The sequence below is a fragment of the Chryseobacterium sp. ISL-6 genome (genome assembly GCF_018613715.1).
In the GTDB taxonomy this organism is placed as follows: domain Bacteria; phylum Bacteroidota; class Bacteroidia; order Flavobacteriales; family Weeksellaceae; genus Chryseobacterium; species Chryseobacterium paludis.
Genome location: NZ_JAGGPT010000003.1, coordinates 185,796 through 200,127 on the forward strand (window position 1 = coordinate 185,796; position 14,332 = coordinate 200,127).

Here is a 14,332-nt window from a genome sequence, read left to right on the forward strand (position 1 = left end):
TATATAATTTGTGATTAGAAACTGTAACTAGCCGTTGCGGAAAGAGTGGTTCCACTTCCTGTTGCTTCTTTTTTTAATTCACCATCTATATAGACCTGTACTTTTAAAGTAGAATTTGCGTTAGCACCAGTACCCACTACTCCACCGTTTACAATAACTGCTCCTGCAGGAGCAGTAAATTCAGGACTGGTCCAGCTGGTTCCACTAAGTCCGGTTACTTGTGTATTATTAGCATCATATCCGTACGCTGCATTAGCTATACTACTTCCTGGAGACGCTTGTGCTTTAAAAACCACTTTATGACTGGTTCCAGAGCCACCTCCTCCGTTATTGTCATCGTCATCATCATTATTGCAAGATGTAACAAATCCTAAAAGCAAAGCCATTATCAGCATAACAAAGCTTCCTTTTAATACTTGGTTTAATTTCATTTTTTTCATAAGTTCTCTTGTTTAAATTTTCTACTATTATTTTTAATTCTATGATGAGTTGATTTGATTACTACAAAACTATTCTAGTATAAAGAGATTATCAATCCTTGAAAAACAGTAATTATTTCTACTTAATCTTAGGTATTTTTAGTGCTAGAAATTTTAGCTAAATTGTAGGTCTTATAATAAAAAATACTGATTTATATCAAAAATTTATAAAGTTGAAAAGATTAGCGCTTATATTAGGTATTTTACTTTCTTTTAGGGCCCAATCCCAACAGATTCCCCCTCTTAACGAAAAGTCTTACTTAGACAGTTTGCAAGGTGTTATGAAAAATAGCAGTGGCTACCCATCAAAGGCAGTTGCTTCTTTCATGCTATCCAATTATTATCGAAATGCGGACAGTCTTCTCAGCAAAAAACAACTTGAGACAGGACGAATATTGGCTAAATCTGATCCTTTTACGTCTGCCCAATATTTTTATTATGAGGGTCAGTATTATGCAGACCGTAATAAAGAAAAAGCAGCTGTATCTTATTTAAAAGCCATTAAACTATTATCTAAATTTAAATCCAAGGAATCCGATCTTTTACAATCCTGGTGTTGGTTCGGTTATGGAATAGCTCAGAAAAACAAAGAAGGATATCCATTTCTAATTAAGATAATGCTTGAAAAGAGTATTCCGCTTATAGAAAAGAATGGGAATAGTAAAAATTTAGGATTTGAATATACTCAGCTAGCTCTGATGCTTACCTATAATGCTGAATTTAAAAAAGCTGAAAATTATAACAGCAAAGCCCTTGAAATTCTTGAAAAGGCAGCCCCAAACTCCTCAGAATTATTTTTTGCTTATCTAAATACTGCCACCAATTTTTTTTACCAGGCAAAAGGAGACATCGGTAAGTCTTTTCTGGATAAGGCTGAAAAGCTCATTCAACCTTATCCTGAATCTTCGTCAAATTCATTTTACTTTTATGATAAAGCTTTATACTTTATTACGAAACAAAAACATGAAGAAACCCTATCTGCAATTGAAAAAGGACTTTATTATACTAAAAAATTTAAACAGAATTTGCTTACTCAGATGTTTTATCTTAATAAGTATGACATTTTGAAAAGACAAAAAAAATATACTGAAGCCAGAGATTTATTAAAAAGTATTCTAACAGAAAGAACTCTTGTTATAGATGCCAATAATAGAAAAATGATCTATCTCCAATTATCTAGTATCAATGAAGAAATGGGAAATACCAAAGAAGCTTTGATTTGGCAGAGAAATCATTCAAAGTTGAGTGACAGCTTAAATTCAGCAAATATAAAACTGGAAATAAATAAGTTAGAAACAAAATATAATACAGCTGAAAAAGAAAGAAGTATTGCCAATCTTAATGCTGAAAAAAAACAAAAAGAACTGGAGGTAAGTAAAAAAAATTCTTATTTATGGGCACTAAGCCTGGTTTTGATCCTGTTTATAAGTCTTGCCATTTTCTTGTTTATACTCTATGGAAATAACAGAAAGTTATCTGAACAAAAGGAGATCAATCTGCAGCAAAAATTAAATGATATTAAGCAAAAGGAGGAGTTGATTCTTACCAAAGCCATCCTTGAAGGTGAGGAAAGAGAAAGGGAACGTATTGCAAGAGATCTCCATGACGGGCTTGGAGGAATGTTAGCAGGTGTAAAAATTAATTTTTCGACGTGGGCTTCCGAACATTTAAATAATGAGAAACATGAAGAATTTTTCAAAATTTTGAGTCAGCTGGATAGGTCGGTCAGTGAACTGAGACATATAGCCCGGAATTTAATGCCCGAATCATTATTAAATTTTGGTTTGGAAACAGCACTTCATGACCTGTGCCAGTTTTATATAAGAAAAGATCTGGAAATAGATTTCCAACCTATCAATATTCATAAAGATCTGTTACTATCAACACAGCTCACTATTTATAGGATTGTACAGGAATTGCTGGCCAATGCAGTTAAGCATTCCGGCGCTACGAATATACTATTACAATGCTCTCACTCGCAAGATCACTTCTTCATCACTATTGAAGACAATGGAAGAGGATTTAAAAAAGATACTACAGACCCTTCCAAAAGTATGGGAATTTTAAATCTTAAAAACAGGGTAGATTATCTGCAGGGAAAAATGGAAATCAACTCAGATACGGAGGGAACAACCATTAATATAGAACTCAACACCTATGAAATCTGATACCATAAATATCGTCATTGTGGACGACCATCCTATTGTTATTGAAGGATTAAAAATGATGCTAAAAAATGAGCCTCTGCTATCTATTTCCAGGAGTTTTACATCAGGAAATGAAGCAATAGATTTTATTAAAACCAATGATATTGATATTATTCTTTTGGATATTGCTTTGCCGGATGCCAATGGTATCAATCTTTGTAAAGAGATCAAAAAATTATCATCAGATGTTTCTGTAATTATGTTCAGTAACCGATCTGAAAGAAGTATTGTTATGCAATGTGTTCAAAACGGAGCCAGCGGTTATTTATTAAAAAACACTTCTATTGATGAATTAGTAACTTGTATTAAAGGAGCACTTTCAGGGGAAATTGTTTTCTGTAATGAGATCAAGCAAATCATTAGCAAACCATCTCAAAGTGAATTGACAGTTCCCAGATTGACAAAACGTGAAAAACAAATTTTAAAATTAGTAGCCCAGGGGAAAACCAGTAGTATGATCGCTGATGAATTGTTTTTAAGTCCTCTAACTGTTGATACCCATCGGAAAAATCTACTTCAAAAATTTCATGCTAAAAACTCAACGGAACTTATCAGTCTTGCTTTGCAACAAAATATGATTGAATAAAACAAGAAAACCGCTTATAAAAGCGGTTTTCTTTATCTGTAAAATCTGATTTTTTATAATTCTAAGAAACTGTGAAATACAGCTACATCTAAATCTCCTTTACCAGTAACGGTTTTAGTTTCTGTAACCTCTCCATCGATCCAGATTGTAACAGTCAGTGTAGAATCGTCATTTGGCATTGTTGCATTGGCCGAAAGATTTAACTGAGCCTGACTAGAGTTAACAAAAAACTCTCCACTCGTCCAAGGTAAAGTAATAGGAGTTAACACTGTATTATACATTGTGGTAGAAGTAGTTCCCACCTGTGTAACTATAGTTTTTGAAATGACACCTGTACTACCTTTTACCTCAAACTGTACAATATGGTCCTTAAATTCTTCATCGTCATCATCTTTCTTACAAGAGTTAAGAACTGAAATTGCCGAAAATAATACGATAAATAAGAAAGAAAGTTTAAATAAACTTTTTGATTTGTAAAATTGCTTCATTTCTCCAAATAGATTTTTTAATGTTTCAAATATAGGTTTTTTATCAATATAAAAATAACTTTTATGAAAAATTTCCAATAAAGATTTCCAAACAATATCAAATCGACAAAAGGATAATTACTTCCAAATTTCATCTATTGTCGCCATATTACAGTTATTACTAAAGCTGTAAATATTCGATACCTAAAGATTTAGGAAATTGATTTATTAATTATCTTTGCACTATGAATTTAGATTATTTAGTAAGAGAACCCGAAAATATTACATCCAGTACTCCCATACTTTTTATGCTTCATGGTTATGGAAGTAATGAACAAGACCTTTTCAGTTTTAGAGAAACACTTCCCAATGATTGGCTTCTTGTAAGCTTCAGGGCTCCAAAGGATACTCAGTTTGAGGGCTATTCATGGTATGATATTGATTTTAATAATCCCGAGAATTTTATAGATACGGATCAGGCAAAAGAATCATTGAACAATGTTTTAGAAAATATTTTAAAAATAATCAATCATTACGGATTAACGGAAAGTAAAACGCATTTATGTGGATTTAGTCAAGGGGGGATTTTATGTTATGCTTTGGCATTAAAACATCCAGATCTTTTCAATTATGTAGCCTGTTTAAGCAGTTATCCGGAGGAAAAGATATTAGGTGATATCGTTAAAGATAAAAAGAAACTGGAAAAACTCAGATTTTTTGTATCCCATGGAACAGATGATGCTGTTATCCCATTAGAATGGGGACGAAAAGCCGCAGATTTATTATACGATTTAGGATGTTATTTTACCTTTAGAGAGTATATGAGTGGCCACGGGGTAAATCAAAAAAATTATATGGATCTTATGGATTTCTTTTCTAAATAATTTACGAAAAACTAAACAATTACATTAATTCATTGTAAAATACATAAACATTCTCAAATTTGAGAATGTTTTTTATTTCAACTCCCAATAAATTGACTATATTCAGTAAATGAAATTTAGGCATTTTATATGGATTTTATTTATAAGCATTTTCGTAAATGCTCAAAACTCGTTTGAAATTAAAGATGCTAAAAAAGTCGTTATTCCTTTTAAATTAATTAATAACCTGATTTTTATTCCGGTTAATATTAATGGGGCCGAGCTCACATTTTTACTGGATACGGGTGTTGCTGAAACTTCAATTTTCAGCCTTGAAAATAAAGAGGTAAAGCTTACAAGCTTGGAGAAAATTAAGTTTTCAGGATTAGGAGGAAACGCAAGTATAGATGGATTCCGCTCTGACAATAACATTGGTAAAATAGGAAAAAATTTTATCAACAACTCCTTAAGTCTGTTTATCATTGTTAATCAGGACTTCAATATTTCTTCTCATGTCGGAATTCCTGTTAATGGAATTATCGGCTATCATTTTTTTAAAGACCATCCTATATCAATAGATTATATTTCTAAAAAGATCACTATTTATAATGATATGGATTTATTCAGAAAAAAAGTAAAGAAATTTGATGAGTTCTCCATATCCATTGAAAAAAGTAAACCCTATATGGAGGCAGATGTAGAGATGACTACCGAAAAGAAAAGCTCAAAGTTGCTTATAGATTTAGGAAACAGCGATCCTATATGGCTTTTCCCTACCCTTATTAAGAACTTTGTTTACAACCGTCCTAATATTGATGACTTTTTGGGTCGGGGTTTTAATGGTGATGTATATGGGAAAAGAAGCCGTATTCATAATTTTTATCTTGGCAATTTTAAATTTGAGAAACCACTTACTGCCATGCCAGATGAGTATTCTATTCAGCATGTAAACCTCGTCGAAAATAGAAGAGGCTCTATTGGAGGAGAGATTATGCGTCGTTTTACTGTAGTTTTTGATTATCCCAATCAAAAGTTGTATCTGCGAAAAAACAAAAATTATGATGATCCTTTTCATTTCAATATGAGTGGCCTGGATTTCCAGCAGGATGGACTGCAATGGGAAAAAGATTCATTTTCTCTTGAGACCAAAAATGCAAATAATGCCAGCAGTGGTGTAGAAGTAATCAACAACAATCTACAATATAAATTTGTTTTAAAGCCTTTATTCTCTATTGCCGGAGTTCGAAAAGATTCTCCGGCGGACAAAGCTGGTTTAAAAAAAGATGATAAGATCATTACAATTAATGGTAGAAAAACGTTGGATATGACTTTAGAACATATCATAGAGTTAATGAAGTCTGATGAAGGAAAAACGATTACAATGCTGATAAAAAGAAAAGGCCAGGAACTTACCTTAAGCTTTACACTGGAAGACCCAATCCCCTATCAAGAATAATATGAAAACGGAAGAAACCACTTTAGATAAAATAAGAACACGACCGAGATTTAAAATGTTTACTCACCTTACAAAAGAAGAGTACGCTAAAAATCTGAGTACATATCTTAAAGAACATAAAGATGAATTTTCTGGTAATGTAAATAAGGAAGTCGCTACTATTTGGGTAGAAACAGAATATGATAACTACTGGAAACCAAGATTATCCCTACGTACTGAAGAAGAAGATGACGACATCGTTATACGAGGTGTATTTGGTCCCAGTTCAGCAGTATGGACATTCTTTATGTTTCTCTATTTTTCATTTTCAATATTATGGATGACTTTTTTCACCATGTATTATGTTGAAAGACAAATTAAAAGTTACGAATTCCCTTGGGCTTTAAATGCTTCATTTGCAATGTTAATTTGTATTGCTGCAACCTATGGAGCAGCAAGGTTTGGACAGAGTAAAGCCAAAGAAGAAATGTTAAAGCTCAGAAAATTTGCAGAAGAATCTACTTTACAATTTGAAAAGAAAGCTTAAGGTGCAAGAACTTCTGGTTTTTGTGCAGGTTCCTGAATTTCAACAGCCTTCGCCGCTCTTATAGAATCTGCCACCTTTTCTCTATTCTCCTGTTCTCTTAAAATCCTTTCAACATTAGGCTCAATAAGCTTATTCATTTCTTCTACAGAAATATTATTGGCATTAGGATCCTCCAAGAGATTCCGCCACGGTTTTCTGTGCCCCCATTTATAATCCCCAAAAACCATTACTGCTGTTCCTTTGGCCTTTGTGGTGGCTCCTCCAGGGTTTAAGATCCATGTATCGGCATAAGAGTATAACCATTGAGCATCTTTCCTCAATAATCTTAAGCATGAATGGGATGCAGGATATCCGGGTAAATCATATTGGTGCCATCCTATTCCACCTGAATTAAAGATATTGAAGTTATAAGGTAATTTCCATTCGCTACTTACTGTTGAAATTGATAATTTCTTTTTCCAGTTTGCAAAAGTTAATCCCCTTGTTGTCTGTGCTGCTTTTTTCCCCATACTTGTAGGACCCCATTTTACAAGGCTCCCATTGGAATACACACCATACGCTTGAATAGGATATGAGAAAACAACAAATTTTTTCACATTACTCAATACATCCAATTGCATTGGAAATGGCGAATAGGCCATCAATGTAGTGTCTATTTTAGCCGGAACAACCAGGGTATCTGAGTTCCATTTATTTTTAGAGTCTAATCTGTTTAATGCTAAAATAGCGTACCGCTCCTTTTCTGTATATTTTTTACTAAATACAGAATATATGGAGTCTCTCATTTTTTTATCTTTCGGAAGTATAAAAGCATTATAGAAACCGGTTTCCTGCATTGCAGGGGGAACAGATTCTTTTTTTACTACAGAGTCTTTCTTTATAGAATCTGTTTTCGCCATTGGAGACTCGGTATTGGCTGTATCGTTGCCTAAAGTATCATTTATTTTTTCAATTTCTTTTTTACATGAAACTAAAAATAATGCCAGTACAAGACTGTATAAAAGAGATTTTTTCACAATTATGTTATTCATAAAATTTGACAGGTCGCTTAGTTTTTCTAGTCAATACAAATATCAGACCTAAAAACCGAATAATCATAGTACCAAAGAAAAATATCGTAAAAATACGGAGGACCAAAAAAAAATTAAAAATCACTTATGGAGAAACTGCCATTTTCTGTGATGTAATAAACGATATTCTGGAAAGTTCCTCGTCTTTGAAAAGACTTTTCTTTTTAAGTGGTTTTCCCATATAAATCTCATATTTATGTAAATCTCTATTTTGGAAAATAACCTTTTCAACAGAAAAAATTTCTTTAGGTATATTGGCTCCAAACCATAATTCATCTGGCTTTTGCTTCCATGTTACTTCGTAAAGTACAGCACCTTCAGGATATTTGGAATCAGAATTCATTTTTGCATAAGCAGCAGCTGCTTTATTTCCATACAATGTAGATATTGTACTATCTTTTGGCTGAACAGATGATGTAATTGGAGTCATTAACAGTGGGTTTTCCAGCAATTCATCACTCTGTTTAACAGAAGCATTTCTATTAAGATTTTCTTTTTCTTCCGAATGACATGATAAGATGAATAGAAAACTCAAGACTAAATAAATAACATTCTTTTTCATTTTTATTCTACTTTTTTAAGTTGTGAAATAAGATATAAAGGAGAGGTGAAAACATAATCTCTGCTTTTCATCGGTTGGTGACACTCAACACATTCTTTATCAAAGTCAGGACGATCACCGTAAGGTTTCAGATCATTCCCTTTCCATCTTCCCCATCCCCAACCTTTTGTTTTAGTGTATTTCTTACTATCTTTTACCATAAATTCCACTTGGATAAACTCTCCTGTCGATATACTCCCATCCGCATGAACTTCCTGTTTCCAAGCTGTTTTTGCGAAAACCGTTCCATCAGGCCAAGGATTTGTATGATGCTCTTGAATCGCTTTTACAGCAATTTCATTTCCGAAAATAATACGTATTGAACCATTATCAAAACGATCTGTAGTACTGATTGCCTTCCAATCCCTATAGTCAGGAATATATTGTAATCCGTTAGGTGAAGGTTTGACAGTAGTATTTTTCCTGCCTTCATTAATCCATGCGTTGTATTGTTTTTCAACTTTATTCACTTGAGCAGTATCTGTCACTTTTCTTGAGGTAAGTGATAAAGCATAATTTTTTAAAATATCAACCTGTTTATCATTGAGCTTTGTTGAAGAATGTACAGCTGCATAATTTGGCAATGGCATCTCTCCAGACAGCACTTTATTTAAGGCAAAAAATAGTGTAGAATTTTGCTGAGCCTTAGGCCAGGTATTCCATTTCGAAAAATCCAAAGCTTTACGCCCATCTTTAATATGAGAAGTCACAAAAAAATTAGCCGGCGTTATATTGTCATACCAATTTAAACGCGCTTCAGATGAATGACAATCGAAACAGGAATTTCTTATAATAGCATTTACCTCTTCAGGTACATTAGACAGGTCTTGAGCAGGTTTTCCGTAATTTATTTTTTCAGGCCGGAAAAACTGAATCAAAACAAATACGATTAATAGAACCACAAGTATTTTAGTATTTCTTTTCATTGCATATCTCTTTATAGTTAAAAAATTACAGATCAAAGATACCATCAAACAACACCTTGTGGGTTCGATTTATGAATAAAAGGGAAAAATAGGCCGCTGAAAGCGAATATATTCTTCTGAATAATGAGTACTTTTGAGAAAGAATATCTCATTTAGCGAATGAAAAAGATCAATCTCTATACCATTACTTTTTTTGCAGTAAGTATTGTTATCTTACTGATCAGTTTTTTTTCTTTCCGTTATTTATATTCATCATCCAAGAATGATATTTTCAATAATAAGATCGAAGCGGGAAAAAGAGAATCTCGGGAGATTGGCAAATTATTGGAATTACAATTAAAGCAAGGCCTTTCCAAAGATATAGTTATTCAAAATTTACAAAGTAGTATTGTAAACACAGATACCCAAAGTGGATTCATCTGTATGTATAATAAAAATGGAATTGAGCTTTGTCATCCAAATCCAGCGCTAATTGGTCATAAAATCGATAAAAGCAACTCTCAATTTACTTCGGATACCAAAAACCAATCAGACTTTTCAACTATTCTAAACTCCGGACAGATCAATGCAGGAGTCCGAAGTTTTCCTAAGAACAGTAACCGCAGTTCGGAAATTGTAAGTGTATATCCAGTAGCAGGAAGTGATTGGATGGTAGCCTCTCATGCTAATATCAATAGTATAGAACAACAGGTAACTGATTTGTATCAGAAGTTTCTACTTGTATTTATTATTACAAGTTTAGTTATTTTAATAACATGCTTTACTTTAATACGATGGATTTATAAAAAGTATGAAACACAGAAAAATCAAGAGATCAATACCCTTAATATTGAGGTTAACAATCTTACCATTTTAAATAAGCAGCTTACTACCCTACAGGAAAAATTTCATGAGACCACCAATTTCCGTTCTAATGAGGATACTTTCGAAAACTCCAGGAAAAGGCTAATCACTTACCATAAGGATGAATTAATTTCTTTAGAAACATCGGAAATAGCTTATTTCTTTCTGGAAAATAATATTGTTTACCTGCATACTTTTATGGGAAGCCAATATTCGATCAATTCAAGCCTCGATGATCTTATTAAAGCTGTGGATAATAAGATGTTTTACCGGGCTAACCGGCAGTTTATCGTCAACATCAAAGCGATCGACAGTATTCTTGTATATGGAAAAAATCAATTGAAATTAGTAATGAGACCCGAGACTAATGACACCATCCTTATCAGTAAAAATAAGGTAGCTGAGTTTAAAAAATGGATCGAGCAATAAGTAAAGTATGCAAATGTCTAAGCTAATTTATAAATAAAAAAACCTTCAACAAATGTTGAAGGTTTAATTTTGATTGCGATCCGGACGGGACTCGAACCCGCGACCTCCGCCGTGACAGGGCGGCATTCTAACCAGCTGAACTACCGGATCAGTAGTCCTGAAGTTTTCAATCAAATTTGATATGCGATCCGGACGGGACTCGAACCCGCGACCTCCGCCGTGACAGGGCGGCATTCTAACCAGCTGAACTACCGGATCAGTAGTTCTCTTATTTCAAATAAATTTGATTGCGATCCGGACGGGACTCGAACCCGCGACCTCCGCCGTGACAGGGCGGCATTCTAACCAACTGAACTACCGGATCAAATTTTGTTAAAGAACTTCTTTCTTTTTTGTGATTGCAAAATTACACCTTTTTTAATTACCTGCAAATTATTTGTTAAAAAAATGCCTCCCAAAAGCGGAAGGCATTCATTATCAAAGTTCTTTTTTTTATAAATGAGCACTTAATTTCTCAGCGATCACCTCTTTTGGAGTAACTCCAACTAATTTATCTACAACTTCACCATTCTTAAAAATAAGAACAGTAGGGATATTTCTGATACCATACTGCATAGAAATTTCCTGATTATTATCTACATCTACTTTTCCTACTACAGCTTTTCCTTCAAAATCTGTTGCTACCTCTTCAATGATTGGTCCAAGCGTTCTACAAGGTCCGCACCATACTGCCCAAAAGTCTACCAATACCGGTTTATCTGATTTTAAAACCGTTTCCTGAAATGAGCTATCCGTAATTTCTAAAGCCATTTTTTTTATTTTATTTAAATTAATATTCTATTGTATTTTTAATCCTTAATTGGATAAACAAAATTACTACTTTTCAGCAATAAGACTATCTATGCTCAACATTTGTTTTTTCTATAACGAAATCATTTGAAATTTCTTTCAATGCATTCACTAAAGCATCGATGTCCGCTTTCGTAGTAAGGTGGCTAAACGAAACACGTAATGGTGTGCAATGATCCATTTCATCCTCAGATAACACCATCATCATAACCATTGAAGGCTTTGAAGCCCCGGAAGAGCATGCGCTTCCCTGGGAAATAGCAATTCCCTTCATATCTAGTTGCAGACCTATTAAAGGGTCTTTATAAGGTAGTAAAACACTTAAAACACTATCAACACTATTCTCCATTTCTGAGCTTCGCCCATTGAATTTAATGTTTGGAATATCCGCTGATAATCTTTCAATAGCGTATTCTTTAATTTCTTTTATATGATCGGCATAAGTTTTCATATTATTGATGCAAAGTTCTAAAGCTTTGCCCAATCCAACGATACCGGCAACATTCTCAGTTCCTGCTCTAAGGCTTCTTTCCTGAGGTCCGCCAGTAATTATTCCTTTCAATCCTGTAGCTTTTCTGATAAAAGCAAAACCTACTCCTTTTGGTCCATGGAATTTATGGGCACTGCAGGATGCAAAATCCACAAGAACATCTGAAAAATCAAATTCCATGTGAGCCATTGTCTTCACAGTATCTGAATGATAAAGTGCATTATTTGCTTTGCATAATTCTGCAATTTTCTTAATATCTACAATATTTCCGATTTCATTATTAGCATGCATTAAGCTTACTAAAGTCTTTTTATCTGAAGCTTTTAATAATTCCTCTAACTTATTAAGATCAATATCTCCTTTTTCATTAGGTCGGATATATACTACCTCCACACCTTTTCTGCTCTTCATATCTAAGATACTCTCTGAAACACATTTGTGCTCTAGTGGAGAACTGATGATCCTTTCTACTCCAAGGTGCTCTACACTGGACTTAATAATCATATTATTAGATTCTGTGCCACAAGACGTAAAAATAATTTCAGCAGGTGTTACATGAAGATAATCAGCAATCTGTCTTCTTACATTTTCTATAAGAATTTTAGCCTCCTGTCCAAAGCTATGAGTAGAAGAAGGATTTCCAAAATTCATTCTCATGGTACCTACCATTGCATCAATAACTTCTTCTGCAAGAGGTGTTGTTGCTGCGTTATCTAAATATACTTTATTCATTTTTATTTTGAATATTTTAATGCTACGGAATTGAATTGATAATTTGAAGGAATCGTAAAAACGACCCACGGATTTGACATCACCTGTATTTCCATTCCTCCAGACTCTCGCTGTGGAACTTCTATATACAAGACATTATCCTTTATGGAAAGATTTTTGATTTCAGTAATCTTATGATCCCCGGAATTGAATGTTCCTAAGTTATATAAGACCGCTTTCTGATTTTTCGGAAAGGTGGGATAATTAACACTGCTACCTTTACCTAGTTCTGCAAGACTGGAATTAGCTTTAATTATTTTTTGAAGTTCTTCTTCATTTTTTATTATTGTAAAGCCAGCAGCTTCGGTTCCGCCCTGAGATTCGGAAACGAGAATACTTCCTCCTTTTTGTGCATCTGTCGATGTTGCTGATGGTTTGCTCATGCAACTCATAAAGAGAGCTAGGAACAAAATAAACAGTTTATTCATTATTACTTTTTATAACCCAAAATTAGTGAAAAAATTGGTAATGTCCTTCATTTGCCCATTTCAGCATATACTTATCTCCCGAGGTATCTCCAAAAGCGATTATTTTATCGTATTTTGAATTATTTATTTGCTCCTGAATCCTTACCAATTTCTCTTTTCCGTTACAATTTTTTCCAATAAAATTTCCTGTAAAAATCCCGTTTTTAAACTCTGCACGCGTCGAAACAAGTTCCATTTGAAGTTGTTCAGCAAATGGTTTCACCCAGATATCCAATGAAGCGGTAACCAATAGACTCTGCGTATGATTACGATCTATATTTTTAATAAAGTCTAATGCATTTTCCCGTACAATTTTTGGATAATTCTGTTCAAAGAACTGTTTGGATTTTCTCTCGATCTTCTCTTGAGACTGCCCTTTTAATATAGATCCAATAAAACTCTTCTTTACTTTTTCTGTTTCCGCCAGTTTTAGCTTTAACAAAATAAAAAGAGGAACGTGTTTCAAAAATTGTATATGATATTTTGTAGAATCATAAAACTTAAGATACATAAACATGGTATCCTTATAGGTTATTGTGCCATCAAAATCAAAACAATACAATTTTTTCATCTTTATTAAAGCTTTAATTTTTTAAATATAAACTCAGGAATATTCCTGATGATCATCATAATAATACCCCAGATTGGTAAGACGTATGCCACATTTTTCTGTTTTTTATAGGCATTATAAATAACTGCGGCAGCCTGTTTTGGCTTAGCAGTAAGCTTAGGATTTAATGGTAACCCTTCAGTCATTTTGGTTTCCATAAAACCTGGCTTTATGGTAAGCACATGTACTTTTTTGTCAAAAAGATAATTCCTTAAACCACTTAAATATGCTGTAAAAGCGGCTTTTGCACTTCCATATATAAAATTACTTTGCCGGCCTCTGTCTCCTGCTACTGAAGATAGTCCTATTATTGTTCCTGATCTTCTGCTTTCAAATTTCTGAGCAAAATAATTCATAACTGGAACTAGTTTTGAGTAATTAATATTAATGATCCTTTCTGTATTTTTATTATCATACAATCCTTCTTCTGTCCCATCGCCTAAATATCCTGTTGCACAAAATAATAAATTTGAACTGACATTTTCAAATCGAGTATAATCTATTTCTTTCATCAGATCCAATTCGATCACTTCTGATTGTTGTAGAAACTTAACATCAATATGTCTTGCAAATCTTTCTGTTGTTTCCCTACTGGAGGTAAACAAGTAGATTTTTTCATATTTTTCTCCTTCCTGCAAAGCTTTTTCGACAAAAGCCTGTGCTACTTCAGAGGTACTTCCCAGAACTATCAT

General features: G+C 33.5%; 16 protein-coding genes and 3 tRNA genes. 6 read left to right on the plus strand and 13 right to left on the minus strand.

Annotated elements, in window-relative coordinates; translation table 11 throughout:
- Positions 1 to 14: 14 nt before the first annotated feature.
- Positions 15 to 431 carry a hypothetical protein gene (locus tag J7E44_RS07035; RefSeq protein ID WP_251040513.1) on the minus strand — a complete coding sequence of 139 codons (417 nt, stop codon included), beginning with the start codon at positions 429 to 431 and terminating at the stop codon, positions 15 to 17.
- 221 nt (positions 432 to 652) lie between these two features.
- Here J7E44_RS07035 and J7E44_RS07040 point away from each other — a divergent pair, with 221 nt between their 5' ends.
- Positions 653 to 2,647, plus strand: a complete 1,995-nt coding sequence (locus J7E44_RS07040) for an ATP-binding protein (RefSeq protein WP_214827103.1) — start codon at positions 653 to 655, stop codon at positions 2,645 to 2,647.
- Entirely contained in the window at positions 2,637 to 3,272 is a 636-nt protein-coding gene (locus J7E44_RS07045; RefSeq protein WP_214827105.1) for a response regulator, read from the plus strand. The genes J7E44_RS07040 and J7E44_RS07045 overlap by 11 nt, the downstream gene beginning before the upstream one ends.
- Before the next feature lie 53 nt (positions 3,273 to 3,325).
- Here the strand turns inward: J7E44_RS07045 and J7E44_RS07050 are convergent, their stop codons facing one another.
- Positions 3,326 to 3,760: a hypothetical protein gene (locus J7E44_RS07050; RefSeq protein WP_214827107.1), complete on the minus strand. Its 435-nt coding sequence runs from the start codon at positions 3,758 to 3,760 to the stop codon at positions 3,326 to 3,328.
- A 224-nt stretch (positions 3,761 to 3,984) separates the two neighbouring features.
- Between J7E44_RS07050 and J7E44_RS07055 the strand changes: the two genes are divergently transcribed.
- From J7E44_RS07055 to J7E44_RS07065, 3 genes are all read left to right on the plus strand, one after another.
- A complete protein-coding gene (locus tag J7E44_RS07055; RefSeq protein ID WP_214827109.1) occupies positions 3,985 to 4,623 on the plus strand; it encodes an alpha/beta hydrolase in 639 nt (212 codons plus the stop codon).
- Positions 4,624 to 4,732: 109 nt separating this feature from the next.
- Positions 4,733 to 6,058 (plus strand): PDZ domain-containing protein, encoded by a 1,326-nt coding sequence (locus J7E44_RS07060; RefSeq protein ID WP_214827112.1) that lies wholly within the window; start codon positions 4,733 to 4,735, stop codon positions 6,056 to 6,058.
- 1 nt (position 6,059) lies between these two features.
- Positions 6,060 to 6,584 carry a hypothetical protein gene (locus J7E44_RS07065; RefSeq protein ID WP_214827115.1) on the plus strand — a complete coding sequence of 175 codons (525 nt, stop codon included), beginning with the start codon at positions 6,060 to 6,062 and terminating at the stop codon, positions 6,582 to 6,584.
- On the opposite strand, the gene J7E44_RS07070 is transcribed toward J7E44_RS07065, so the two are convergent.
- The 3 genes from J7E44_RS07070 to J7E44_RS07080 all read right to left on the minus strand — a co-directional run bounded on the left by J7E44_RS07070 (position 6,581) and on the right by J7E44_RS07080 (position 9,181).
- Positions 6,581 to 7,615, minus strand: coding sequence for a L,D-transpeptidase (locus J7E44_RS07070; protein ID WP_214827118.1), 1,035 nt, complete (start codon positions 7,613 to 7,615; stop codon positions 6,581 to 6,583). The two genes, J7E44_RS07065 and J7E44_RS07070, sit on opposite strands and share 4 nt — an antisense overlap.
- A 124-nt stretch (positions 7,616 to 7,739) precedes the next feature.
- Positions 7,740 to 8,216 (minus strand): cytochrome P460 family protein, encoded by a 477-nt coding sequence (locus J7E44_RS07075; protein ID WP_214827121.1) that lies wholly within the window; start codon positions 8,214 to 8,216, stop codon positions 7,740 to 7,742.
- 2 nt (positions 8,217 to 8,218) lie between these two features.
- On the minus strand, positions 8,219 to 9,181 hold the full coding sequence (locus J7E44_RS07080) for a cytochrome P460 family protein (RefSeq protein ID WP_214827124.1): 963 nt from the start codon (positions 9,179 to 9,181) through the stop codon (positions 8,219 to 8,221).
- A gap of 159 nt (positions 9,182 to 9,340) precedes the next feature.
- Between J7E44_RS07080 and J7E44_RS07085 the strand changes: the two genes are divergently transcribed.
- Positions 9,341 to 10,453 carry a LytR/AlgR family response regulator transcription factor gene (locus tag J7E44_RS07085; RefSeq protein WP_214827126.1) on the plus strand — a complete coding sequence of 371 codons (1,113 nt, stop codon included), beginning with the start codon at positions 9,341 to 9,343 and terminating at the stop codon, positions 10,451 to 10,453.
- 76 nt (positions 10,454 to 10,529) lie between these two features.
- On the opposite strand, the gene J7E44_RS07090 is transcribed toward J7E44_RS07085, so the two are convergent.
- From J7E44_RS07090 to J7E44_RS07125, 8 genes are all read right to left on the minus strand, one after another.
- Positions 10,530 to 10,603: transfer RNA gene (locus J7E44_RS07090), tRNA-Asp, on the minus strand.
- 34 nt (positions 10,604 to 10,637) lie between these two features.
- Positions 10,638 to 10,711, minus strand: a tRNA-Asp gene (locus J7E44_RS07095).
- 32 nt (positions 10,712 to 10,743) lie between these two features.
- A tRNA-Asp gene (locus J7E44_RS07100) sits at positions 10,744 to 10,817 on the minus strand.
- Between the two features lie 128 nt (positions 10,818 to 10,945).
- On the minus strand, positions 10,946 to 11,263 hold the full coding sequence (gene trxA / locus J7E44_RS07105; RefSeq protein ID WP_034682284.1) for a thioredoxin: 318 nt from the start codon (positions 11,261 to 11,263) through the stop codon (positions 10,946 to 10,948).
- Between the two features lie 85 nt (positions 11,264 to 11,348).
- A complete protein-coding gene (locus J7E44_RS07110; RefSeq protein ID WP_214827128.1) occupies positions 11,349 to 12,524 on the minus strand; it encodes a cysteine desulfurase family protein in 1,176 nt (391 codons plus the stop codon).
- Positions 12,525 to 12,526: 2 nt separating this feature from the next.
- On the minus strand, positions 12,527 to 12,991 hold the full coding sequence (locus tag J7E44_RS07115; protein WP_214827130.1) for a hypothetical protein: 465 nt from the start codon (positions 12,989 to 12,991) through the stop codon (positions 12,527 to 12,529).
- 22 nt (positions 12,992 to 13,013) lie between these two features.
- The gene (locus J7E44_RS07120) at positions 13,014 to 13,601 is read right to left on the minus strand and encodes an HAD-IB family hydrolase (protein WP_214827132.1); all 588 of its coding nucleotides are present in this window, start codon (positions 13,599 to 13,601) and stop codon (positions 13,014 to 13,016) included.
- Between the two features lie 5 nt (positions 13,602 to 13,606).
- Positions 13,607 to 14,332, minus strand: coding sequence for an SDR family NAD(P)-dependent oxidoreductase (locus J7E44_RS07125; protein WP_214827134.1), 726 nt, complete (start codon positions 14,330 to 14,332; stop codon positions 13,607 to 13,609).